Annotated in this window: 36 protein-coding genes and 2 tRNA genes; 14 read left to right on the top strand and 24 right to left on the bottom strand. The window is 38.7% G+C overall.

Translation table 11 applies throughout. From position 1 onward, the window contains the following. Positions 1 to 278: 278 nt before the first annotated feature. From HYU07_01965 to HYU07_01925, 9 genes are all read left to right on the top strand, one after another. On the top strand, positions 279 to 1,127 hold the full coding sequence (locus HYU07_01965; protein ID MBI2128981.1) for a tyrosine-type recombinase/integrase: 849 nt from the start codon (positions 279 to 281) through the stop codon (positions 1,125 to 1,127). A gap of 30 nt (positions 1,128 to 1,157) precedes the next feature. After that, positions 1,158 to 1,544, top strand: a complete 387-nt coding sequence (locus tag HYU07_01960; protein ID MBI2128980.1) for a nucleotide-binding protein — start codon at positions 1,158 to 1,160, stop codon at positions 1,542 to 1,544. 1 nt (position 1,545) lies between these two features. Further along, on the top strand, positions 1,546 to 1,956 hold the full coding sequence (locus HYU07_01955; GenBank protein MBI2128979.1) for an NUDIX domain-containing protein: 411 nt from the start codon (positions 1,546 to 1,548) through the stop codon (positions 1,954 to 1,956). Between the two features lie 214 nt (positions 1,957 to 2,170). Further along, a complete protein-coding gene (locus HYU07_01950; GenBank protein MBI2128978.1) occupies positions 2,171 to 2,767 on the top strand; it encodes a DNA-directed RNA polymerase in 597 nt (198 codons plus the stop codon). Further along, complete coding sequence (locus HYU07_01945; protein ID MBI2128977.1) at positions 2,764 to 2,949, top strand: DNA-directed RNA polymerase subunit E''; 186 nt, start codon at positions 2,764 to 2,766, stop codon at positions 2,947 to 2,949. The genes HYU07_01950 and HYU07_01945 overlap by 4 nt, the downstream gene beginning before the upstream one ends. 6 nt (positions 2,950 to 2,955) lie before the next feature. Further along, on the top strand, positions 2,956 to 3,288 hold the full coding sequence (locus tag HYU07_01940) for a 30S ribosomal protein S24e (GenBank protein ID MBI2128976.1): 333 nt from the start codon (positions 2,956 to 2,958) through the stop codon (positions 3,286 to 3,288). Between the two features lie 8 nt (positions 3,289 to 3,296). Beyond that, positions 3,297 to 3,542 carry a 30S ribosomal protein S27ae gene (locus HYU07_01935; protein ID MBI2128975.1) on the top strand — a complete coding sequence of 82 codons (246 nt, stop codon included), beginning with the start codon at positions 3,297 to 3,299 and terminating at the stop codon, positions 3,540 to 3,542. 132 nt (positions 3,543 to 3,674) lie between these two features. After that, complete coding sequence (locus HYU07_01930; protein ID MBI2128974.1) at positions 3,675 to 4,331, top strand: hypothetical protein; 657 nt, start codon at positions 3,675 to 3,677, stop codon at positions 4,329 to 4,331. Next, positions 4,332 to 5,030, top strand: a complete 699-nt coding sequence (locus tag HYU07_01925; protein MBI2128973.1) for a hypothetical protein — start codon at positions 4,332 to 4,334, stop codon at positions 5,028 to 5,030. An 8-nt stretch (positions 5,031 to 5,038) separates the two neighbouring features. Here the strand turns inward: HYU07_01925 and HYU07_01920 are convergent, their stop codons facing one another. From HYU07_01920 to HYU07_01905, 4 genes are all read right to left on the bottom strand, one after another. Continuing rightward, positions 5,039 to 5,920 (bottom strand): hypothetical protein, encoded by an 882-nt coding sequence (locus HYU07_01920; protein ID MBI2128972.1) that lies wholly within the window; start codon positions 5,918 to 5,920, stop codon positions 5,039 to 5,041. Positions 5,921 to 5,974: 54 nt separating this feature from the next. After that, positions 5,975 to 6,274 (bottom strand): 50S ribosomal protein P1, encoded by a 300-nt coding sequence (gene rpl12p / locus HYU07_01915; GenBank protein MBI2128971.1) that lies wholly within the window; start codon positions 6,272 to 6,274, stop codon positions 5,975 to 5,977. 90 nt (positions 6,275 to 6,364) lie between these two features. Beyond that, positions 6,365 to 7,426 (bottom strand): 50S ribosomal protein L10, encoded by a 1,062-nt coding sequence (gene rplJ / locus HYU07_01910; protein ID MBI2128970.1) that lies wholly within the window; start codon positions 7,424 to 7,426, stop codon positions 6,365 to 6,367. Further along, the gene (locus tag HYU07_01905; protein MBI2128969.1) at positions 7,423 to 8,076 is read right to left on the bottom strand and encodes a 50S ribosomal protein L1; all 654 of its coding nucleotides are present in this window, start codon (positions 8,074 to 8,076) and stop codon (positions 7,423 to 7,425) included. The genes rplJ and HYU07_01905 overlap by 4 nt, the downstream gene beginning before the upstream one ends. Before the next feature lie 202 nt (positions 8,077 to 8,278). On the opposite strand from HYU07_01905, the gene HYU07_01900 reads away from it, so the two are divergent. Further along, positions 8,279 to 8,653, top strand: a complete 375-nt coding sequence (locus tag HYU07_01900; GenBank protein MBI2128968.1) for a hypothetical protein — start codon at positions 8,279 to 8,281, stop codon at positions 8,651 to 8,653. A 95-nt stretch (positions 8,654 to 8,748) separates the two neighbouring features. On the opposite strand, the gene HYU07_01895 is transcribed toward HYU07_01900, so the two are convergent. From HYU07_01895 to HYU07_01885, 3 genes are all read right to left on the bottom strand, one after another. Beyond that, a complete protein-coding gene (locus HYU07_01895; GenBank protein ID MBI2128967.1) occupies positions 8,749 to 9,252 on the bottom strand; it encodes a hypothetical protein in 504 nt (167 codons plus the stop codon). 71 nt (positions 9,253 to 9,323) lie between these two features. Next, positions 9,324 to 9,914, bottom strand: a complete 591-nt coding sequence (locus tag HYU07_01890) for a TIGR00296 family protein (GenBank protein MBI2128966.1) — start codon at positions 9,912 to 9,914, stop codon at positions 9,324 to 9,326. A gap of 13 nt (positions 9,915 to 9,927) precedes the next feature. Next, entirely contained in the window at positions 9,928 to 10,206 is a 279-nt protein-coding gene (locus HYU07_01885) for a DNA-directed RNA polymerase subunit L (GenBank protein MBI2128965.1), read from the bottom strand. 130 nt (positions 10,207 to 10,336) lie between these two features. Here HYU07_01885 and HYU07_01880 point away from each other — a divergent pair, with 130 nt between their 5' ends. Then, a complete protein-coding gene (locus HYU07_01880; GenBank protein MBI2128964.1) occupies positions 10,337 to 10,786 on the top strand; it encodes a hypothetical protein in 450 nt (149 codons plus the stop codon). A gap of 81 nt (positions 10,787 to 10,867) precedes the next feature. On the opposite strand, the gene HYU07_01875 is transcribed toward HYU07_01880, so the two are convergent. Together HYU07_01875 and HYU07_01870 are read right to left on the bottom strand one after the other, a co-directional pair. Then, positions 10,868 to 11,509 (bottom strand): methyltransferase, encoded by a 642-nt coding sequence (locus tag HYU07_01875; protein ID MBI2128963.1) that lies wholly within the window; start codon positions 11,507 to 11,509, stop codon positions 10,868 to 10,870. Positions 11,510 to 11,864: 355 nt separating this feature from the next. Next, positions 11,865 to 12,443 (bottom strand): hypothetical protein, encoded by a 579-nt coding sequence (locus HYU07_01870; GenBank protein ID MBI2128962.1) that lies wholly within the window; start codon positions 12,441 to 12,443, stop codon positions 11,865 to 11,867. A gap of 195 nt (positions 12,444 to 12,638) precedes the next feature. Here HYU07_01870 and HYU07_01865 point away from each other — a divergent pair, with 195 nt between their 5' ends. The 3 genes from HYU07_01865 to HYU07_01855 all read left to right on the top strand — a co-directional run bounded on the left by HYU07_01865 (position 12,639) and on the right by HYU07_01855 (position 14,807). Further along, positions 12,639 to 13,205 carry an HTH domain-containing protein gene (locus tag HYU07_01865; protein ID MBI2128961.1) on the top strand — a complete coding sequence of 189 codons (567 nt, stop codon included), beginning with the start codon at positions 12,639 to 12,641 and terminating at the stop codon, positions 13,203 to 13,205. A 175-nt stretch (positions 13,206 to 13,380) separates the two neighbouring features. Continuing rightward, positions 13,381 to 13,983 carry a histidine phosphatase family protein gene (locus tag HYU07_01860; GenBank protein ID MBI2128960.1) on the top strand — a complete coding sequence of 201 codons (603 nt, stop codon included), beginning with the start codon at positions 13,381 to 13,383 and terminating at the stop codon, positions 13,981 to 13,983. Beyond that, entirely contained in the window at positions 13,980 to 14,807 is an 828-nt protein-coding gene (locus HYU07_01855; protein ID MBI2128959.1) for a tyrosine-type recombinase/integrase, read from the top strand. The genes HYU07_01860 and HYU07_01855 overlap by 4 nt, the downstream gene beginning before the upstream one ends. Before the next feature lie 28 nt (positions 14,808 to 14,835). On the opposite strand, the gene HYU07_01850 is transcribed toward HYU07_01855, so the two are convergent. The 15 genes from HYU07_01850 to HYU07_01780 form a co-directional block, all read right to left on the bottom strand. Further along, positions 14,836 to 15,414: a hypothetical protein gene (locus tag HYU07_01850; protein MBI2128958.1), complete on the bottom strand. Its 579-nt coding sequence runs from the start codon at positions 15,412 to 15,414 to the stop codon at positions 14,836 to 14,838. Continuing rightward, positions 15,415 to 15,609, bottom strand: coding sequence for a DNA-directed RNA polymerase subunit N (locus tag HYU07_01845; GenBank protein MBI2128957.1), 195 nt, complete (start codon positions 15,607 to 15,609; stop codon positions 15,415 to 15,417). Between the two features lie 9 nt (positions 15,610 to 15,618). Further along, the gene (locus HYU07_01840) at positions 15,619 to 16,014 is read right to left on the bottom strand and encodes a 30S ribosomal protein S9 (GenBank protein ID MBI2128956.1); all 396 of its coding nucleotides are present in this window, start codon (positions 16,012 to 16,014) and stop codon (positions 15,619 to 15,621) included. Beyond that, positions 16,011 to 16,430: a 50S ribosomal protein L13 gene (gene rplM, locus HYU07_01835; protein ID MBI2128955.1), complete on the bottom strand. Its 420-nt coding sequence runs from the start codon at positions 16,428 to 16,430 to the stop codon at positions 16,011 to 16,013. Before rplM ends, HYU07_01840 begins: the two co-directional genes overlap by 4 nt. 1 nt (position 16,431) lies before the next feature. Then, the gene (locus HYU07_01830; protein MBI2128954.1) at positions 16,432 to 16,791 is read right to left on the bottom strand and encodes a 50S ribosomal protein L18e; all 360 of its coding nucleotides are present in this window, start codon (positions 16,789 to 16,791) and stop codon (positions 16,432 to 16,434) included. A 17-nt stretch (positions 16,792 to 16,808) separates the two neighbouring features. After that, a tRNA-Leu gene (locus tag HYU07_01825) sits at positions 16,809 to 16,892 on the bottom strand. Between the two features lie 23 nt (positions 16,893 to 16,915). Further along, on the bottom strand, positions 16,916 to 17,716 hold the full coding sequence (locus HYU07_01820; GenBank protein MBI2128953.1) for a DNA-directed RNA polymerase subunit D: 801 nt from the start codon (positions 17,714 to 17,716) through the stop codon (positions 16,916 to 16,918). After that, on the bottom strand, positions 17,717 to 18,223 hold the full coding sequence (locus HYU07_01815; protein MBI2128952.1) for a 30S ribosomal protein S11: 507 nt from the start codon (positions 18,221 to 18,223) through the stop codon (positions 17,717 to 17,719). Then, positions 18,198 to 18,821 (bottom strand): 30S ribosomal protein S4, encoded by a 624-nt coding sequence (locus tag HYU07_01810; protein MBI2128951.1) that lies wholly within the window; start codon positions 18,819 to 18,821, stop codon positions 18,198 to 18,200. Before HYU07_01810 ends, HYU07_01815 begins: the two co-directional genes overlap by 26 nt. Positions 18,822 to 18,826: 5 nt before the next feature. Continuing rightward, positions 18,827 to 19,315, bottom strand: coding sequence for a 30S ribosomal protein S13 (locus HYU07_01805; protein MBI2128950.1), 489 nt, complete (start codon positions 19,313 to 19,315; stop codon positions 18,827 to 18,829). A 510-nt stretch (positions 19,316 to 19,825) separates the two neighbouring features. Next, positions 19,826 to 19,896: transfer RNA gene (locus HYU07_01800), tRNA-His, on the bottom strand. Between the two features lie 182 nt (positions 19,897 to 20,078). Beyond that, entirely contained in the window at positions 20,079 to 20,609 is a 531-nt protein-coding gene (locus HYU07_01795; protein MBI2128949.1) for a hypothetical protein, read from the bottom strand. Further along, positions 20,606 to 21,313, bottom strand: coding sequence for an AAA family ATPase (locus tag HYU07_01790; protein ID MBI2128948.1), 708 nt, complete (start codon positions 21,311 to 21,313; stop codon positions 20,606 to 20,608). The genes HYU07_01795 and HYU07_01790 overlap by 4 nt, the downstream gene beginning before the upstream one ends. Next, complete coding sequence (locus HYU07_01785; GenBank protein MBI2128947.1) at positions 21,306 to 21,788, bottom strand: hypothetical protein; 483 nt, start codon at positions 21,786 to 21,788, stop codon at positions 21,306 to 21,308. The genes HYU07_01790 and HYU07_01785 overlap by 8 nt, the downstream gene beginning before the upstream one ends. Beyond that, a complete protein-coding gene (locus HYU07_01780) occupies positions 21,760 to 22,257 on the bottom strand; it encodes a hypothetical protein (protein ID MBI2128946.1) in 498 nt (165 codons plus the stop codon). The genes HYU07_01785 and HYU07_01780 overlap by 29 nt, the downstream gene beginning before the upstream one ends. Positions 22,258 to 22,289: the final 32 nt, after the last annotated feature.

Genomic DNA, 22,289 nt, shown 5'->3' with positions numbered 1-22,289 from the left:
CAGAAATCCGCAGAGTTATGACGCAGGCGTTTTGCTCTCTTTTCTTTTCAAATTTATTTTTTATAAATTTCAAAACGCCGAGTAATAATTAAATATAACTTAATATATGCAAACTCACCTGTCTTTGGCCGTTATGAGCCCTATAATGCCAAAGTTTTGAGGATCATAACGCGTTTTTCCGCCTCTATTCTGAAGTCGTAGTTTTACAGTGGACACACTGGACACCTGCGGCTGAAACATATATAAATAAGATCGAATTAAGTTTTGATTAAAAAGAAGTGATCAGCACGGACATTCCCGAATTGATAAGGAAGATCGGCCTGAGAAGAGGCCTGAGCATAAGAACCATAAAAACATATAAGCAGTGTGTAAAGCTCTTTTTCATGCAGTGCGGTAAAGATCCAAAAGAAGTTAAAAAGTTTGATATAGAAAGTTATCTTGATGGGCTGGTCGAGAAAGGCAAAGCAGGCAATACAGTAAATGTTTATCTTAACGCTTTAAAATTCTTTTATAACGAAATTATGCGCAAGCGGCTTTTGTTAAATATACGATTTTCAAAGACACCGAAGGAAATGCCTGTTGTGCTTACAAAAGAGGAAACAAAGAGGCTGATCAATGCAATAGGCAACCCAAAGCACAGGCTCATGGTGAAGCTGCTGTATTCTGCCGGTTTAAGAGTTAGCGAGCTTGTTAATTTGAAGCCTGAGAATTTTGAATTCAGCAGAAATTACGGCTGGGTGAGAAGAGGCAAAGGCAATAAAGACAGGCTGTTTATAGTGGCAGAAAAACTCAGGGAAGAGCTGATGAGCCATATGGCGGTTGAATGCCCTTGCCATCATTCGTGGCTTTTTAAAGGCAGGAATGATCATATAACTGTGATGGCAGTCCAGAAAATAATCAAGAATGCAGCAAAAAAATCCGGAATTGAAAAGAATGTTCATTCTCATACATTGAGGCACAGCTTTGCAACACACCTTATTGAAAATGGCTATGATGTTGCTTCTGTCCAGTCCTTGCTGGGCCACAGCAGCGCAGCTACAACAATGGTTTACGTGCATATGGCTTCTCCAAGAATGATCAATGTAACAAGCCCGATAGACAGCTTATGGGCATCTGGGATGCAATAATTTAAAAACAGCAAAAAAATACCTTTTCTTATGAAGGCAATAATCATTGACACAAACTTCCTGACAATTCCGGCAGAGTTCAAAGTAGACATTTTCTCGGAAATAAACAGAATATGCAGTTTCAATTATTCTCTTTTTGTTCTGGACAAATCAGTTGAAGAGCTGAAAAAGATGATTGAAGCCCAGAAAGGAAAGGAAAAGGCAAAAGCCAGGCTGGCGCTTCAGCTGATCGAAAACAAGGAAATAGGCATAATAAAGACAAATTCAGGCAAGACAGTGGACGATCTTCTCGTTGATCTGTCAGAAGACGGGAACAACATCATCGCAACCCAGGACAGGGAGCTGAGAAAGCGCCTAAAGGGGAAAAATACAATATTCTTAAGAAATAAAAAATATCTTGAAATGTCAACAGGCTAAAATGGAAAACATGCCGAAAATAGGGGTCGGTGTTATTGTAATTAATAATAACAAGGTTCTTTTAGGCAGAAGAAAAAATGCGCATGGTGAAAGCTCATGGGGTTTCCCTGGCGGGCATCTTGAGCTTAACGAACAGATAGAAGACTGCGCCAGGCGGGAAGTCCGGGAAGAAGCAGGCATTAATATAAAAAACATCAGGATGGGGACATTTACCGAAGATATTTTTAAAAAAGAGGGAAAGCACTATGTTACCTTGTTTATAGTTTCTGAATACGCTTCTGGCGAAGCTATTGTTATGGAGCCGGATAAATGCGAAAAATGGGAATGGTTTGAGTGGAGCAAACTGCCGCAGCCACTTTTCCTGCCAATACAAAACCTGCTGAAGCAGAACTTCAGCCCGTTTAAGCAATAAAAAAAACGTAAGCAAAGAAAAGTTTCACTTTTCAAGCATTTGGTTTTTTAAAATGTCAAAAATTTTCCACCAGTTTGTAACTGGTGGCTAAAAGCCAACTTTTTTTGTTTCTGAAAATTTTTGAGCATGATCAAGTGTCAAAAATGCTTGCATTTTTGACACTTGACAAGAAAAACCAAAAGCTTTAAAAATCCACCCTTAATCCGTATTCTAAATGTTCTACAAACTAGAGCTAGCAGACCATATAAGAGTTCCGCCTGACTTATTTGGATTGCCGCTCAAAGAAGCAATCACAAAGAGAGTGAAGAAGAAGTACGAGGGCTTTATAGACAAGGATCTGGGAGTCATCATAGATGTCCTCGACATAGGCAATGTAAAAGAAGGCATAATCATCCCTGGCGATGGCGCTGCTTATTATGAAACATCATTCAGCCTTATAGCATTCAAGCCTGAGCTTCAGGAAGTTATTTTGGGCAAAATAAAGGATGTGGCTGATTTCGGCGCTTTCATAACAATCGGCCCGATAGAAGGCATGATTCACGTTTCACAGACAATGGACGATTTCGTAAGCTTCAGCAAGGACAAAGTCCTGCAGGGCAAGGATTCAAAAAGAACATTAAAAGTAGGCGATAACTGCAGGGCAAGAATCATAGCAGTTTCCTTTAAAGACGTTACAAATCCTAAAATCGGGCTTACAATGAGGCAGCCTGGATTGGGAAAAATTGAATGGCTGGCAGAGGAATTGAAAAAAGCTCCGGCAGAAGAGCCAGAAAAAGAGAAAAAGCCGGCAGAAAAGAAGAAGTCAAAATGAAAAAAAAGGCATGCAGGCAATGCAAGATATTTGTTGAAGAAAGCACCTGTCCGATATGCAAGGGCAGCCAGTTTTCAAATACATGGCAGGGCAGGATCTACATTCTTGACCCGAAAAAATCAGCAATAGCAAAGAAAATCGGCCTTGAGGCAAAAGGCGAATACGCAATCAAGCTAAGGTGAAATTCAATGGAACTCAAGATAGCAGAGCAGAAGCAAAATGTGTTTTTTTCAAGAACAGAAATAAAAGCGCAGCTTTTATACGAGGGAAAAACACCATCTATACCTGAAATCAGGAAAGCGCTTGCATCGCAGTTAAAAAAAGAAGAATCACTTGTAATAGTTAAAAACATATTCACAAAATTCGGCTCTAACACAGCAGTTGTCGAAGCAGCAGCATACAGCAAAAAAGAAGACCTGGAAAAAGCAGAGCCAAAGTACAGCCTGAGCAGGCAGGCAGGAAAGAAAGCTGATAAGACAGAAAAATCCGCAGAAAAGCCGGCAGAAGAGGCAAAGAAATAAAAATCAAAATGGCAGAAGAAAAAGAAATAAAAAAAGAAGCCAGGAAAGAGCCTAAAGAAAAGTCAGAAGGTAAAAAATCAAGGGCTAAAAACAAAGTCCCCTCAAAAACATGGAAATATTATGAAGCAGCAGGCAGCGGCGTAAAGAGAAAGAACAAGTTCTGCCCAAAATGCGGATCAGGCTTTTTCATGGCAATTCATAAAGATCGCGAATCATGCGGCAATTGCGGGTATACTGAGTTTACAAAGAAATAGTTTCTTATTCTTTCATTCCCCGAAGCACAATCAGATCATCTGTGATTAATTTCTCCCCTTTCTTATAGTTACCAAATAGGTAACTAAAAAAATAGAAGCATTTATATATAAGTTATCACTATAATGATAACTATGATGGAAGTAATAAATCCATATATTGTAAAAATCTTGATAACCGCAAGGGATAACGATTCAATTAGGGTCATCTCTAAACGCATTGATTTGTCTTATGCATGGACATATAACTGGATGCAGAAGTTGGTTGATTTAGGCATTATAGAAAGAAAGGGCCAGAAGATAAAAATAGACAAAGAAAACGCATTTTACAGGGAATTTGTAGCTTTCATCAAGAAGGTGTTGAAAGAGAGATTAAGCTTAGCAGATGCTTATTCGTTGCCGAACTTAACAGGGTTAGATTATGCTTTCACAGCCACAGATGCTGTTTTCATTTGGACGAAGGGAGGCTATAACATAGGAAGAAGCAAGGACAGATATCCGATATTTATAGAAATCTTAGAGGAAGATTTAGGCAAATGGTGCAGGTTTTTTGATAAGTTCTCTGTCAGATATTCAAGAAGGGTTGAAAGAAAAAAAGGCATATATTTCATCTTAATAGTTAAGAAAAAAATTGAAAAGGAATTTGTGAATGGCGTATTTGTAGTTCCATTAAAAGAAACAATCGAATATGCAAGAAAATACATTTATAACTTCGAGCCTGCATTAGAGATGTTGGATCAGATGTACGGTTTGAATATGAAAATTAAATATGCCGAAAAGGAGATGATGTAAGTGCTAAAAGAATTCATTAATAGGGAAAATGAAATATTCAATATTTTAGCTGAATTGAAGTCTAATGAACTAGATTTTATTTTGATTGGGGGGTATGCTGTGTCAGCCTTTAAGCACAGGTTTTCAGTTGATGCTGATATTGTTGTTAAAGAAGATCAATTAGATAAAATTATTGAGATTCTTGAAAAGAATAATTTTAAGCCATATAAATCAATGAATCTTGAAAATATCTACAACGGCAAATTTAGGGCTTTTGTTAAAAACACAGGATTATCAGTAACAGTTGATTTGCTGATAAATGCCGTTTCAAGCAGGCAAACAGATGCCTCATGGAGTTTTGAGCTGTTTAAGAACAATCATATTGAGATGGAGATAAAAGGCATAGAAAAAAGCATCAAATTAAGCATTCCTGCAAGGGAATTATTAATTGCAACAAAGATCCACGCCTGCAGATTGACAGATGTCAGAGATGTAGTTGCAATGTGCGAAGGCATAGATATCAATAAAATGGTTGATTTTGCAAAAAGAGGGGATTTAACAAAACTAAAAGAATGCACGAATAGATTTAAAGAGACAATCAAAAACAAAAATTTCATAGATGCGTTTAAGGGCGTGTTTTCAATAGAAAAATTACCTTCAAATAATATTGAATTCTCAGAAAAAATGATAAATAAATTGGAGCAGGCAATAAGCCAATAAACAAAACTTTATTCCTTAATCCCCTGGAACACTATTAAATCCTCTGTGGTCAGCTTCCCCCCTCTCCTGATCTTATCCATTACATCTTCTTCCTTGCTGCGCAGTATGCTTTCTTGCCTGCCTTTCCTTTCTGACCTTCCCCTTTCCCTCTCAACTCCAAGTTTTTGCGCTGCCTCATTCAGCTTCTCAAGCTGTTCTTTCAGGGAATTATTGACCTCTGTAAATTTCTGCTTCAATTCAAAGAATTTCTTGTAAGCATCCTCTTCCTTTGGCTTTAATTCATCTATCTTCTTGCTCAATTCAAGCATCTCTTCATGGCTCCTCTGGCTTTCAGCAGCATCCTTCTGCACATTTTGGTGCACTTCCTCAGCATCATCCTTCAGCCTGTCAATCTCTTTTGACATGCTTCTTGACTTGTCAAATAGGGCATTTATCTCTTTTGTTTCATCATACCTCTTTTTCAGGTTCTTTATTTTCTTCATAGTTTCTTTTTCTTTTTCAAAAGACATGCCGCTGGTTTCAATGCTCATCTCCAGCCTGTCAATTTCCTCTTTTACCCTTGAAGGGGCTTCCTTTAATCCAAATTTTTTCAAAAAAGACTCTTTCTCAGCATTTACCTGTTTAACATCCTCTATCTTTTTGACAATTACGTCATTTAGCTCTTTTCTTTTCTCCTTGGAAGACTTAACCTGCTTTGTCAGGTCATCTCTTTTATTCTTCAGCTCTTTTACCTTTTTAATAAGATCAGAAATCTCTTTTGTTACAGCATCCTTTTTGCCAAAGGCAGCTTCTTTCTCAGCATCAATGCTGTTCAGTTGAAGCCTTAATGCCATTATTTCTTTTTTCAGCTCATCATATTCTTTAAATAATTTCTTATTATCTTCTTGCATTCCACTCACGCACACTGTTTTGTTGTTATTATTAAAATAAAAAAAACAAAAAATCTAGCCGAACAAGGCGCCTAAGCCGGCAGCAGCCTGCTCTTCGCTCTTCTTCTCTTCTTCTGCTGATTTCTCTTCCTTCTTCTCGGCTTTTGCTTCCACAGCAGCAGGAGCTGCGCTCTGCATAACAGCAGCTTTCTTGATAGCTTCATCTATATTGACTCCTTCAAGAGCAGCCACTAATGCCCTCACGCGGGCTTCATCTGCTTTTACGCCAGCAGCTTCCAGCACTTTCTTCAGGCTGGCTTCATTAATTTTGCCGCCCGCTTTATGGATCAGCATTGCCGCATACACATATTCCATTTTGCTTTCCTCCGAGTTTTTACGAGGAGGTACCAGAAATTGCTTGCAATTTCTCAGTACCTCCAAATTTTATTTTTTTAAATTTAAATTTTAAGCGTATTTTTTGCTTCTGTCAAATTCGCCTTTTTTTAATTTCTCTACAATACCTTCAACCTCTTTTTGGTCTTTCTTTTCTTTGTAATCTTTATCCTTCACTTCTTCGGTTTTCAGCACTTCGTCAGAGGTTTTCTTTTCTTTGATTTCATGTTTAGGTTCTGTTTTTTCTTCTTTGATTTCTTTTGTTTCTGCTTTGGCTTCTTTCACTTCATCTGGTTTTGTTTCTTTTGCTCCTTCAGCTTTTACTTCTTCTTTCTTTTCACTTTGTTTTGCATCAACTTCTATTTTCTGCTCAGCAGCCAAAGCCTTGCTTTCCAGATAAGCCTTGCTAATCATTATCTCAATGGTTTCCTTAGTCGGGAATCCGATCTCAATTGCAAGATTAATGGCATACCTTGCCCCTTCGCTGACGTTAATCATAAATTTATCTGCATCAAAATCCAGCACATCTTTGTTGAACACCATTCCGTTTTCATAAGCAGCAACAAGATCCAGGCCAATCTCCATTGGCTCTTTACCAAATTTCACAAGCAGGCCAGCCATCTTCGCATCTATAACATCGCCTTTCTTTACAACAACCTTTTCCATCTTTATTGCAACTTTTCCGCCTTCAACTCCAGTCTTCAATCCCGCCATAGTCAGCTCGCTTATTATTGGCCCCGGAGAAAATGGCGTTGGCCCGGCTTCAATCACAATATCTGCCGGCGCAGTCTGACCAGGCTTCGCTGCCGCCTTTGACTTGTTCTTCTTCAAATTTCCAAATAATGCAAAAGGATTGTCTTTTGTGAAAAGCAATGCAGGCATTCCGATGAGCTGCGGCTCTAATGCTTCAATGCCTTTTTTTTCAGTTTTAACCTTTTCAATTGCCAGCTTTATCAGCCTTCTTTTTGCAATTCTTAAGACAACATTGCCCCTTAGCTGGCCTCTCATTTTCTGCAGCTGAGCAGTTGGCAGGTTCTCAACATTTACAGCGCCAATTATAGGATATTCTAAGATGAGCTTTGCTATTTCATCCACGCTTCTCTTTTTCTCCTCTGAAACATGCGCTTCCATCATGCCACCTTCACAGCCTTCCCCATAGTCAGCTTTAGGTAAACAGCTTTTAAGTTATTCTTTTGATTGGGCAGATGCTGCAGCAGCTGGTCATAAACGCTGACAATATTGTCTGCGATTTCCTCGTCTTTCATATCTTCTTTTCCGACTGCAATTTGCATCATAGGATCCTTCTTAATGCTTACCCTGAACATTGTTTGAAGCCTTGCATACAATGGCTTTAAATTTGTCTTTGGCGGGACAACACATCCTGCCTTGGGATTTGGCATCTTGTTTTTTGGGCCTAAAACACGGCCAAAAGCTGATGCTACCTGCGTCATTATATTTGCCTGCGCAATGAAAAAATCAAACTCATCTGCAAGTTTTTTTGTTAATTTCTTGTCTTGGGCATATTTCGGGAACTCGAGAATATCAACAACATTGTCGCACACAGCCTTTGCCTCATCTTTCAGCTCAGGCGCAGCAAAAGCGCACACTTTGATCTTCTTTCCCCTGTTGTGAGGCAGATTCCCGAAGAAATCAACATGGTTCTCCTGCTTCTTAAGATCGATGTCCTTCAAAGTTATGACTAGATCATAAGTCTGGTTGAAATTCCGCTTAGTAGAAGTTTCCTTTATCTTCTTCAATGCTTCCAATACATCTTTCTGATCCATTCTTGACCTCTGCCCTGCTATTGTCCATTGCAGACAACTAGTTGGCGGGCATCCTTGAGCAGAAGAAATTGCAGGTTATTTATAAAGCTTTATGTTTTCATATTGTCGATATTGTAACCTTTAATTAGTAGTAAATAACCGAAAGATTTAAATAGTGGTTTGTATTTTCACAATGAATATTAAGTATATGGAGGTAATATAAATGATTTCGCAAAAATCGCTTAAAAAAATTCGAATTGATGATCATATAATTTATCAAGGTGCAGAATATAATTGGTATTCTGGAGTTGTACTGTTCAAAATTGCACTAAATGGAAAAATATCAGGTTTAGGTGTCGTACCAACTGATAGCAGATTAAGTACACACGTAAGAAAAATTTGGGACTCAAGCGGAAATATTTATGAATTGGATAAACAAGTCTTATTGGGGCAGGAATCCCCCGATGTTGTAAGAACAAAGCTTACAGCTGTAACGCCTAAACGTTCACAATTTAAAGTCGGTATAGTCATGGAACAGCTGGATGATATCATTTCAAATTATCGTCCTGTAGACTCCAACTATCGTCCTGTAAAATAATAGGTCTTCTCTTTAATTTTGTCCATTTCTTATCTCTCTTTTCAAGCCAAATCCCCTTTTTATATTTAGTCCCTGAAAATTATTTTGCATAACGACTATCTTCCATAAACCTTTTCAAAGCATTCTATAAACACATCCTTCGGCACATCGATCCCTGCTTCTACAAAGCATTTCGCCAGCTTCAGGCCGACTTCTTTTTCACTGCCTTTTTCATTGAATTCCAGAAGCCTTTTGATTGTAAAACCGCACAAGAATCCTTCATTAAGAGCCAGAACGCAGCTTATCTTTTTATTTGCCTGTTTTTTATAAATTTCATTATTTTCGAAGAAAATGCCGTTTGAAGCAAAAAACCCCTCTTTTTCATCAAAACCGTGTTTTCTTAATTCCCACTTTACGAGCTCTTTAATAAGCTCCTTATGGCCAATATCTTTAATATCCCCTTTAAACATCAAATCCTTTTTGTCAAAAAAACAAACCTTTCCCAAATATTTCATAACCTTTTGCCTTGGCCCTTTGTAAGTCCACTTGTTCTCAACAAGATAAGCATAAGAAAGCTCTTCTCCGGCTTTGTTTTTCCTCTTCTTGATCCTTATGATCATAAATCACATGGGCACTATGTAATATATATGTTTTTCGCTTTATTTTTGCATTACTTTTATCGTCTAAAAAACTAAATCTTTTTCTCCACCACTTTTCCGTCTTCTTCAGCAAATATCTGCGCTTGGAACTTAAACACCTTGACATCAAGATTTCGCCATGCATCAGACCTTAATCCTGCTTTCTGGCAGGTCATAGAAAGAGCCATCTCAGGATCAGCATCATACTCAGTGAATACCTGCGGCAGCAACAATCCTTTGTTATGAAAACTGCCCTGCACAATCAAGCCATCTTCTCCGATCTTTATACACTTCAAATAATCATCAGCCTTCAGCACTTTTATCTGTTCCGGCTTTGTCAAAACACTTAACTCAAGTGTAATATTCTCGAACTCTTCTTTCGTCAATGGCGCAAATCTTGGATCATGAAAAGCAGCGCTTTTTGCAGCTTCAACAACAGCCTCATAAAGCGGAAGAACAGGCTCAGGATAGCCAATGCAGCCCCTTAACTCGCCATGCATATTCAGCGTTACAAACACCCCTTGCTTTTCAGAAAACTTTTTCTTTATATCGTCGCTGATTTTAACTTCTTCGTTATAGAAATGAGAGCGGATGCTTTTCCTTGCAAGCATTACCAGTCTTTCACCCTCTTTTAAGCTTATCATGCTATAATGATGCTTACCTTATTTCCTTATCAGCAGCGTTCCTGAATTTATCCGTTTCTTTCTTCAGCCTTTTTGCAGCTTCCTCTAATGCCTCTCTTGCAGTTTCCCTTCCTTCAGTCTCGACAATAAACTTTGGTTTTCCAACCATAGGGTGCCTTATGTTGTAGCCGGCTGCCTTTACATTTTTATCATTCTGCAGCTCTTCTTTCAGCGCATTTGAAAGCGTATGGCCTTCTCCTGAAATCTCGATCATAATCTTGTTTTTATCCTCTTCAAGAACCTTTATTTCCATGATTTCACCTTGTAAAAGGAATTGCCATTTGTTTAAATAGTTAACTGTTTAATAAATATAACTTCAGAGTAGTAAAAGAACCGAAAGATTTATAAAGTATTGATTTATTCTATTTATCAGGAGAATTAAAATGTCAAAAGAATCTAATAGGTTATTTGGGATGTATGATCATTGCGACCCTCTTAAAGTCGTGATGCATAAAGAAGTTCCTAAACCAAGATTTGAATATCAAAAAGAATTTCTTGATTATGTTACTCAGATTCTAAGAGAAAGTGGAAGAGATGTCTTTTTATCTGAAGCTACAACAGCTATTGGTCCTGATGCTTATGTGAACGTGCCAACAATACGAGAAAGACAGCCTGGATTTAAAGGAACTTTAAGAGATATAACTTTTAGAATATTAGATACTTTTTACGGAGCACCTCATGATTTAAGAGGACTTGGAGGTATCTTATACCAACTTGGAGATGATTTCTTAGACATAGAGGATCCACAAGTAAGAGAAGCTTTGGAAAAAGCTGATAGCAAATATCCCCACCAGCATATACCGCAGATGCCATTAGGAACTCCTTTAAGATAAAATATTTCGGTTTCTATCTTTTAGCCCGAATTCTGAATCAGACATAACTATCATTTAACTAACCAGCTTCTAACGATCATTTTATACGGCCCTTTCCATCCTAAACAGGCTCACTTTTACCCTGTAGATCCTCTTTTCATGCATTTTCATGGTTGCTTTCAGAGGCATCTCAAAATCAAGCACATTCGTAACCTTAAAGCCATGATCCCCTGCAAGCGCCTCTACAAAGCCCTTGCTCTCACTTTTATGCAGGGAATATACAACAGGAGCCAGTTCCATAGCCTTCTCCAAAAAAACCCTGTCTGCGTGCCTCTCTTTTGTTCCAAAAGGCGGGTTTTCAAGCACCACATCCACTTTTTCAGTAAAACCAGCAATATCCTGGCGCAAAAATACCGCTCTGCCACTCAGCGAACTCTCACTTTTAGCCATTTTTGCCGCATTTTTAAGGTTTTTTCGAGCAATCTCCACACTTTCAGCATCAGAATCCACAAAATACACCTTTTTAGCTCCGAGCAGCAAGGCTCCAATGCCCAAAATACCTGTTCCACATCCCAGATCAGCACTCACTTTCTGCTTCAAATCCCCTTTCATAGCAGCAAACCACAGGAATTCAGCTGCAACCTCGCTGTCTGTGGCATACTGCTCAGCCATCACTTTCGGCTGTGTAAAGCCTTCCAGCTGCGAAAGCACTATTGCCAGCCCTGATTTCGATCTCACTTCCATTTAAAAAACAATCAGACAGCACTATTTAATCTTTTTTATTTTTTAGGAAAAATTTTTCAAAAATTTCCAGCAAAATCCTTAAAAACAGCCCACAATGCCATATTCCCAGGACAGTCCCAACATATTCCCAGCATATTCCCAGATAGTCCCAGTTTTGAACATTTTCTCGTCGAGAGATAGTCCCAGCATATTCCCAGATAGTCCCAGAATAGTCCCAATATATTCCCAGTTCAGTCCCAGATAGTCCCAGTTTTGACCCTTTTTAGTCGAGAAACATTCCCACACAATCCCAGCTATATTCCCAGAAAATAAGGCTGGGAATGAGAAAAATACACATTAAAAACAACTAAAACTTTTAAGCTTTGACACTAATTTTTGACAGGTAGCTTTTCTCCTTGCCATCCTTCATAAAGCCAATTTCCCTGCCTCTTTCAACCTCTTCCAGAATCCTGTAAAACGAGCTCTTGCTGCACAGCTTCTGCTCATCAACAACAATCTCCCTTAGCTGCAAAGCGCTCACTTTCTCATATTTCTGTATCAAAGAAACAATTACTGACTTGACATAATCCTTGGAGTTCTTGGTGAGCTTTTTGACAACCTTTTCCTTGAAGCTTTGCTTATAACCGCTATGTACAGCTTCCTTTCTGCCTTCTAATGAATCTATTTTCTCATCTAACTCCCTTATCTTGTCAATCAGCGCTTTTTGGTTGTTGTGCAGTCCGTAGTAAGCGTCAATGATCTTGCCCTGCTCAACCTTTTGCTGCGTTATGGAATTTCTCAGGTCATTTATTTCCAGATCATGCGCATTCCCTTTCTCATTAAGATGCCTTACCCATGCCCAGACATTAACCACATCGCGCTTTACGCTCAAAAAAGAATTCTTTACAACTTCTTTAATGCTATTATCCTCTTTTTTCCTGAAAAAATTAAACATTTTAGACAAGCCTCCAGTTTGGATAAAATGGTTTGAAAATCTTGTTTTCAAAACATTTTATATTAATTTAGTACAGCAACTATATATATTTTTTGAAATTGTTTTTTTGAAAACACAAAATACCGTTTCCCTTGTGCTATCGAAAACTATTTAAATAACCGCCTTCCCATTTTCATGATTCGGGGGTGTTAGACTGTGTTTGAAAAGAGGGATTTATTGTCAGATATGGACAAGAAGCTGAAAACAGCTTTTAAGTCGATAAAAGAGGAATTTGAAGATCACCTTGAATCTATAAATGACAATACGAATGAAATACAGTCAAATTACGAATACATCTGCAAGTTTGATTCCCGCCTGGACAAGGTTGAAGAAAAGCTTGAAGAATTTGCTCTTTTCTTAAAACAATTAAGCAAGGAAAACAAGGAAATTTCCAAAAAAATAGAGTTCAAAATAACACCTCTTACAGAAAAAGAGAAAGAAGTGTTCCTTGCGTTATATATATTAGAAGAAGCCACTCCAGTAAGCTATAAGGCGCTTGCCCAAAAACTCGCAATTTCAGAAGCCTTAGTCCAAAATTACACCGGCAATTTGATCGAAAAAGGCATACCGATTATTAAGAAATACATAAACAACGAAACATTCCTCAAGCTGAATCTGGACTTCAGGCAGCTTCAGACAAAAGAAAACATTGTAGGCATAAACGCAGAAATTTCAAAAATTACAGTTAAAAACATGGACAAAAATCAAGTTGAAAACATTTAAGCAATTCTCACAAGTTTTATTATATATATTATTCGAGCATTGATTAAAAGTTTTATTCTAAACAAAAAATAATCAAAAATAAGCCAAAAATCCTATAAAGCTTCGCACAAGATGTATTGTACGCACCATTAAATTACAGCAAAGATTTATAAATAAGTTCGCACAATTTGGTTGTATGAAAAGAATGGGAAAAACAATAATCTATTTTGTTAGACATGGAGCCGTGGATAAACCAAAAGACACCTGGGCTGGAATAAATAACCTACATTTTGGTTTGAGCAAAAAAGGAAAAGAACAAATCAGAAAAGTAAGGGAGTATTTATCTAAACATAACATAAAGGTAATTTACACTTCCCCTATAAATAGGGCCTATGAAACTACAAAGATGATATCTGAGTTTTTCCCAAAAGCTAAAGTTATTAAGTCAAAACAATTATTTGAATGGAAATACAAATGGAAGGGAGAAACAGAGACCGAAATAAAGCAATCAAATGAATTTCAAATCTACTTAACTAATCCAACAAAACTAATAGGGGGCGAAAAAATCAGGGATTTGGCCCTTAGAATGCAGAATTTTTGCAAAAAGATCATTAAGAAGCATAAAGGCAAGGAAATAATCTGCGTTTCTCATCAAGACCCTATTAGGGCATTAAGATTAAAATTACAAAACAAAAATCTAAACTTGCTGAATAAAACGATGTGTGATAGGGGGTCTATTTCAGCTCTTTATTTCAAAGGCAACAAACTGAATAAAATTAAATATATAGAACTAAAATGAACAAAGAGGAATTCCTAAAAAAACTTGAAGTTGAATTGAAGATCTCTAAAAACTCACAATATACTCTGAGAAATTATCTTAAGGCAAATTCAGAACTTCTTGAATTTACTAAAAAACTACCAGATCAAATAACGGAAGAGGATGTTCAGGCATTTATGGCAGAAAAACTTTCAGACAAAGCCAGCATTTCAACAATTCTTTTTTTAGCCGCCATTAGGCATGCTTATCGAAATATCCTCAAAAAAGATCCAACTGCCAATATAAGAAGGCCAAAAAAAGAAATAAAAATCCCGGCTGTTTTATCTAAAGATGAAGTTAGAAAGTTAATAAGCTCTATTAATAACTCCAAGAGTAAGCTGATGATAACATTGATGTACGCCTGCGGCTTCAGGGTTTCTGAATTAATAAGCCTAAAGACGCCTGATTTAGACTTCAATGAAAAAATAGGCTATGCAAGGCAGGCGAAGGGCAAAAAAGACAGGATTTTTAATATTCCTGAGCTTATTTTTCAAGATTTAAAAGAACAAGCAGAAAAACAAAAACAAGAAAGCCAGGAGTATTTATTCTCTGGTCCAAAAGGAAGATTATCTGCAAGAAACCTGCAAAAAATAGTAAGAACTGCAGCAAAAAAATCAGGGATAAGCAAGCCCGTTCATTGTCATACATTAAGGCATAGTTTTGCAACGCATTTGCTTGAGAACGGCGAAAATTTAATTGTTATACAGCAGCTTCTTGGTCACGAAAACATTGAAACAACAAAAATTTATACTCACATCAGCCCGCAACAATTAAAAAAAGTAAAAAGCCCGATAGATGCCTTATAAAAGAAATTAATCTTTTATCCTTGTTGATTCAAAACCTCTTCCCTTTTTTCAAATTCTTCATCAGCTCTTCAGACATGAAGATCTTTCCATTCAAAACAACATACCTGTAAGGCAGTATCACTTCTTCATTCCTGCCTGTTTTTATTTTTATGTTGTCCTTGAATTTTATTTTCTCAAGCGGCATTCCGCCAGCAATCATCTTCACAGCCAGAACAGCGTTATCCGTGCTCATCTGCTTTTTTCCGATATTAAATGACTCAAAACCCAGTTTCCCAGTCAATAATTTTTTTGTTCTTTTTTCAGGAGGATAATTTCCAAGTATGCCGCCAAAAACAAAACAATTGAACTTCCTCGCTATTGCAGGGGTTAATGTTCTCTTCGAGTTCGGATCAAGAATGCATGTTTTATTTTCATCAAGGTTTAAATTAAAAACACTTTCTTTAAGAGCATTGCCAAGATTTTTTAATTTTAAAATCTCTTTTTTATTTTTTATATTTGTAAATATTATGTTGCCTTTTCCAACAATCTTTGCTATATCCTCATATTCAAGAAAACACCACTTATACAGCCTTTTTTCCAGATGCTCAACAACAAATTTAGGTTGCATTTAAAATTTCTTAAACGGCGCGATCTTATCAACAAGGTCAATATGCCCGAGGAACAATGCCCTGCAGCAGTATCTCTCCAATCCAAGATCATCAAGAACTTTTTTCCTGCTTTCTCCTTTTGCAACCCTCTCCTGGAAAGATTCCCACAACTGGGCAACCGGCTTTCCGCAGCTGAAACATCGTATTGGAATCATCATTTTGCATCACCTGTAGCTTTTTTGAACTTTTGCACGCGCTTTTCCGTGCCTGTTTGGCTTTCTCGATTCTTTTCTCCTGATATCCGCAACAAGCAATTGCCTGTCATAATCCAAAAAATCCTTCTCGAGCAATTTATTGAACTGCACCAATGCCCTTCCTATTGCCAGCCTTGCAGCTTCTGCCTGGCTTGTAATTCCGCCTCCTATGACATTCACATCAATATCAACCTTTGAGGCTGTATCTCCTGCTAATATTAATGGCTCCATTATCTTCATCCTTGAAATCTCTGGCTGAACTAGCTCAATTGGGGCATTGTTGACCTTTATTTTGCCGCTGCCCTGCGTTAATGTAACCCTTGCAACAGCCCTTTTTCTCTTTCCAGAGCAATGTAATGCTTTCATACCTTCCCTCCCAGGAATATGCATATATCCTTCACTTTTACGCGCTTTAAAATCGACAATCTTTCCGCTTTGGCCTCTTCAACACTCCCGAACTTTTTGTTCTTCAGCTCTTCAGGAACTCCAATATAGCATTGTACCCTTCTGAAAGCAGCCAAGCCTCGATGCTGGTGCGGCAGCATCCCTTTTATAACTCTTTTTACAAATCTGTCAGGCATTCTGTTCAAAAAAGGCCCTGTTGTATGCGTACCCATCTCTCTTAATCTTTTGTAATTTGCAAAAACCATTTGTTTATCCCCTGAAATAACAGCATTCTCGCAGTTCACTATTATCACAGTATTGCCTAATAAGGCTTCTTTAGCTGCCTTTGCAGCCATTCTTCCCAAAATCAGATTAGTGGCATCTATTGTTCTTTCCATTTTAGCCTATTATCCTCAGGTCCTTTCCCTTGGGATTTTTTTCCATTATTTCATCTATCGTGAAAAATTTGTTTTTTGAAGCCTTGATCTTTTCAATTGCAGACTGCGAAAACTGCCATGCAGCAATATTCACCTTGTGCATCAAATCTCCCGAGCCCAGAACTTTTCCAGGGACAATAACAGTTTCGTTGTCATTTGAATGAAGACTTATCTTTGATAAATTCACTATTCTTCTTTTTCTTGAAGAGCTTTCCAGATCATCAGCTATCCTGTGCCATATGTTGGCTTTTTCCTTATAGCTCATTCTCTTTAGCTCTTCTATGAGCTTCTTCAATATTTGGTTTGTTGGTCCTGTTTTCATTTTCTTGTTTTTGTTAATGCGGGAGACGAGATTCGAACTCGCGCAAGCACTAAGCTACTAGGCCCTCAACCTAGCCCGTTTGGCCGCTCCGGCACTCCCGCAAATTCACTGAGCAATGCGAGAGTCACTTTGCTTTTTTGAGTGCCTCTGTGAAACCGTCAAGCTGATCATCGAAACTGTCCAAAGACCGCTCGACAATTTCCTTCGCGCTTAACTGTCCCCATGATTCAACATAAAAAACAAAATCATTGCTTTTATCGATTTTTATTGCTCCTTTTGGCCTGCATATGTCGATGCACGCTTCGCACAGGTGGCATTTAAGCAAATTATCCTTATTGACTGACATTTTCCCGTCCTTCAGCTCAAATATTTTCAACGGGCAGGCTTTAACAACCTCTTCCCTATTTTCACAGTCCTTTATAATTTCAACAATGGGCTTGTTCTTGTAGTAAACTAAACCAGGGCTCCACTTGATATGGTCTTCTCCTGATCCGAGAACAGCTGTTGCTTCTAATTCAAGCTCCTGGCCTTTTGTTAGTTTTGCAATCGGAGTTTCAGGATAAACCGGAACAACTTTCGGATCTTTTGACTTGATATCAGAAGCATAAACAACAGCAGGGCCTTTTGCCTTTAATGTTAGCTTTAGCTGGCAATGGGCGCATCCTTTGCCCTCGCATTTGCACTTGATTGGCAATGTGTATGACCTCAGATCTGTCTTCAGCGGAATCAATCCCAGGCGGTGCGCAACAATTTCATCATACAAAACAGACGAATTTTCCTTGAATTCTACATCCTCAATTGCCATTGTCAGAACTTTGCTTATTGCATTTCTTCTTACTGCATTTACAATCGCAGCTGTTGAATCCTTGATAACAAATGAAAGCTTAAAATTCTTCTTGTCATTTTCCAATAGCCTTATTTCCATTTAAACCCGCCTCCCTCTTTTACCGCCTTTTTTCCTGCAGCCATCGTGCGGAATAGGTGTGACATCTTCTATTATGCCGATTATCAGCCCCATTCTTGACAATGCCCTTATAGCGGCTTGCGCTCCTGGACCCGGATTTGTAGGCCCATTATGCCCGCCAGGCGCCTTTATTTTTACATTTATGCCTGTAAGCCCCTTTTCAAATGCAATTTCAGCAGCCTTCTTTGCAGCAATCATTGCAGCAGTAGGCGAACTCTCCATTCTGTCAGATTTCACAACCTGGCCGCCCGATGTAAGCGCAATTGTTTCCGTGCCCGTTATATCTGTGATGTGTATTATTGTATTGTTATAGCTGGAATAGATGTGCGCAACCCCCCATCTGGTTTCTTCTCTGTAATGCCTTTCAGCCTCTCTGCCTTGCGGCCGAGAATTCCCTTTTGCATTCTCAGCATTATTTTGCGGCGCTTGAGATTGCTTATTCTCAGAATCGCCTTGTGTTTTTGTCATTTTTATTTCTTCTTTCCTGCCTTCCCCGGCCGCCCCATTTTCTTTCCCTTATTCTTTCTTTATGGATTTTTTTCTTTTTACTTTCTGTTTTTGCCCTTTCAGCATGCGTCTCGCTGATTAAAGGGCTTTTTGTTGAAAATGAAATTCTGCCTTCCTCTTCCCTCAGCACAAAATAAGATGGCGCGCTTATTTTTTTATCTCCGACAAGTATGTGGCCGTGAGTGATAAACTGCTTTGCCTGCTTCATGCTTTTTGCCAATGCCTTTTTAAATACAAATGTTTGAAGCCTTCTGTCAAGTATGTTGCTCAATGTTAATGCCAAAACATCTTCCAACTGCGCATTTTCAGCTATCAGGCCCAATGAGGAAAGTTTTTTTAACAGCAAAATTTTTTCTTTCTCAGACTGCACACTTGGCTTTCCTGCTAATTGTTTGGCTTGCGCAGCGACATTGCCCAAAACAGACTTCATTTTCCATATCTCTTTCTTATTCTTCAGCCCGTATTCTTTCAGAATCTCGTTCTCTTCATCTATTCTTGCGCCCTGCCATGGGTGGCGCGGCGGATGATATTTCTTTCTTTGTTTTTTAGGGTCTCCCATTTTGCTTATACCTTTCCGGGCTTGGCGCCCGCTCTTTTAATTACGCCAAGAGTTCCTTTGCCCTTGCTTTTTGTTCTTCTGAAATTTGATTTTGTTCTCTGTCCGCGCAATGGCAATCCTGCAGTGTGCCTTATCCCCCTTCTGCTCTTTATTTTCTTCAGTATTTTTATGTCATTGCCTTTTGCAAAGTCAAGGTCAGCGGCAAACAAATGCATGTCGCTGCCAGTTTCATAGTCCTTTCTTCTGTTCAGCATCCAGACAGGAATTTTGAATTTCAAAGGATCCCTGATTACAGTCTCTACTTTCAGAACATCCTCATCAGAAAGGTCTCCTGCCTTTTTTGTTTTTTCCACATTCGCCATCCTGCATACAGCATTGGACAGCATGAAATTAATCCCCTTTATTTTCCTGAGAGCCATGGCTATTGCCTTGTTTCCGTCGAGATCTGTCTGCATGATTCTTACAAGGTGCCTGAATTCGTGCTTTTCTTCCATTTTGATAAACCATATGGCCGAGAATAATGTAAGCTAGCATTAAACCCTATGAACGCCTACACCGGTAAACTCGGGCTTTAAAACTCTAGAATGGGGGTTTATTTAAAAAGATTTCGTAAAAAATGGCATTTACATAAGTAACAGACATCAGCGCCGACTATGGCGGTGCGACGGCCAAAACTCGCTTCGCTCGTTTTGCCCTGCTCGGTTTCCCGTAGGGAGCAACCCCTCCTCGCCGCACGCCACGTCGGCGCTGATGAGCCGGGGGTTGTCCCTCAAGTTTTTAGCAAAAACTTGGCAAAAACATATGATGCATAAAGCCTCATGCCACGACCAGATTGTTTTGGATGCCAGTCGTGGCGTGGAGCTTAATGCTCCACATTGCGTGTCAAATGAGCGTAACCATTTGCGGGGTGGCGAATAGGATAATTTTTTGAAAAAAATTGTCCGTCAGCGCCAATGTGGTGGCGTGCGGCAAGAATGATATAGTTGAATAGATGCTAAAAAAAAGGCGATCAGCGAGAATCGAACTCGCTTCCGAGGCTCCACAGGCCTCTATTCTGCCATTGAACTATGATCGCCAATAGCAACTTAAAAACCGCTTTGGTTTAAATATGTCGGAAATATACTGTATTTATAAAATTAATGGAAAAAAATACAGCCGTATCACCGAAGCCAGTATATTTCCGAGCATGCTCAAAAACCACATGATGCAGTAACTAGTAGCAACATCCGTTAATCTATGCTGGTGGTTTTTGACAATTTACTGAGAAATCGGCGGATAGCTGTAGCTGGTCCGTGGCATCTCTGTTCTTTCCGCCTGCTTCTTCACAAGCGCGATCAGATAAGGCATGCTGAAAGAAAAGACATAAACAATGCTGACCAGGAATGGATCCTGCAGCGGATTAGTCAGCTTAAGCAGCTTTATCAGGTAATTCGACATGTCTGTCATGAAATAAATATTGATTATCGCAAGAGCCGGGATGAAGATCCACGCAATGACGTGCTGCTTTTCATCAGCAGTTTCAATATCCTTTAATAAAAGATTGAACAGAGAGCCGAAAGCAAGGCTGATTATTACGATTATTGCATAAAGAAAAAAACCCTTTAAAGCCAGAAGAAAAGGAACAAGCACAACTGACAAAATTCCATTTCCGGCTATTGCAACAACAAGCGAAAACCAATAAACAAACTTTCCCTTTTTAGGCTCCTTTCTGCCGAATACATTTGAAACTCTTGCTACCTCTGCATCAGACCACCCCTTTTGCTTCAATCTTTGCTGCAGCGTGCTCATTTTCTCACCAAAAGCGAAGCAAGTTTTCTGAAAGCAGCGGAAGCCGGAGCATTAGGCTCAAAATAAGCAACAGGATGCTTTAAAAAAAGAGCCTTTCTTACATTGTCATCATGCGGAATTATGCCGATCACAGTTTTCTCTAAAATGGATTCAACATTTTCAGCGCTCAGCTCGTTTTCATCGTTTTTAACCTTGTTCAGCACAATGCCGATAGTTGAAACGCCATTCTCCTCAGCTAATTTTATTGTTTTAAGCGCATCTGTCACAGACGGAAGATCCGGGTTTGTTACAACAATCAGCTCATCTGCTGCTTTAATTGCATCAGCAGCATGCTTTCCCAAAGTTGCAGCTGTGTCAATAATTGCGATTTCAGTTGCTCCATTCAAATCCCTTAAAGCGCCTTTTAATCTTCCGCTTGCATTCTCGTCAATGTTTGAAAAAGAAAGCGAGCCAGTCACAAGCTTTAATCCGCTGGGATGAAGATATGTTGCTTCAGAAATGTGCTTTTTTCCAATCAAGACATCATGCAAGGTTGCTGCCAGAATCGGAACTCCGAGAAATAACCCAATATTCGGATTAGTCAAATTGCCGTCAACAAGCGTGACATCCCTGCCATAGCTGCTGAGCGCTATTCCCAGGTTAATTGCGGTGGTTGTTTTTCCCACTCCGCCTTTTGCCGAAGCAATTGCAACAAACTTAGTCATTTTTATCCTTGGATGGATTTATAATATTTTCAATTATGATTATAAAATTTCTTATTTTATGGTAATATTCGGTTATTATGTCAATGTCAATCTCAATCTCTCCTTCTTCCAGAAAAGCAGTCATTGTAACGTGCCTTCTGAATTCTCTGGCCCTTTCAAAATGAGCCCTGTTTATCTTCCTCAGTAAAATGTAAAAATCAATATAGTCCTTTAAACTTTCATCTTCTGACTTAAACAAATTGAGAAAAACACTGCCCCGCTCAACAACATTTGACGGAATCGCCTTTATCTTCTTCTTCACCTTTGCATATTCTAAGCCGGCTCTTATGGAAAAGTCAAAGGCATTGATCATCCTTTCTATTATGCTCTTTATGACATCCACTGTCCTGGTGTACTTCAGGCTTACATATATTAAATGGTCAACCCTTTTAAGCTCCTCTTTTGCTTCAGCTAAAGACTCTAGGTATTCGCTCATATTCGCTCTTTTTCAATATGGTATCAATAACTTGAATAAATAACTTTGTTTTTGCCACGTATTTCTTTATGCTGTCCAGTGATATGGTGTTCATCCTGTAATTGTCAGAGCATATGACAAACCTGTCCTTTCTTATGAATTCAACAGGGCTTTTTTTATGGCTCACTATGACGTCTTTAACCTCTCTTATCAGGCCGGCATAATCCTTGCTTATCCCGTATTTCTGCATCCTTTCCCTGAAAATCATAAATTTTGGCTCAAAGGTGTCATTAAAAGGAGGAATTGACTTATAGAGCCTCTCATAATAAAGCAGCGCAGACATGGAATATGTCAATGCCAGGAAAACATTGTCTATGATCGAAAGAAGCAGCCTTGGATCCTTCAGCAAAGTATACGTAACAGACATCATATGGTCAGCTACTGCAATGTTCTTTTTAGCCTTCTGGATAGCCTCCTCGTATTGCTCCATTTTAGACAGTTAAATCAGAGAAGTATAAAAAT

This window comes from Candidatus Woesearchaeota archaeon (genome assembly GCA_016180285.1).
In the GTDB taxonomy this organism is placed as follows: domain Archaea; phylum Nanobdellota; class Nanobdellia; order Woesearchaeales; family JACPBO01; genus JACPBO01.
Note: the sequence above shows the minus strand (reverse complement) of the source record. Positions and strands in the feature narration are given on the sequence as shown.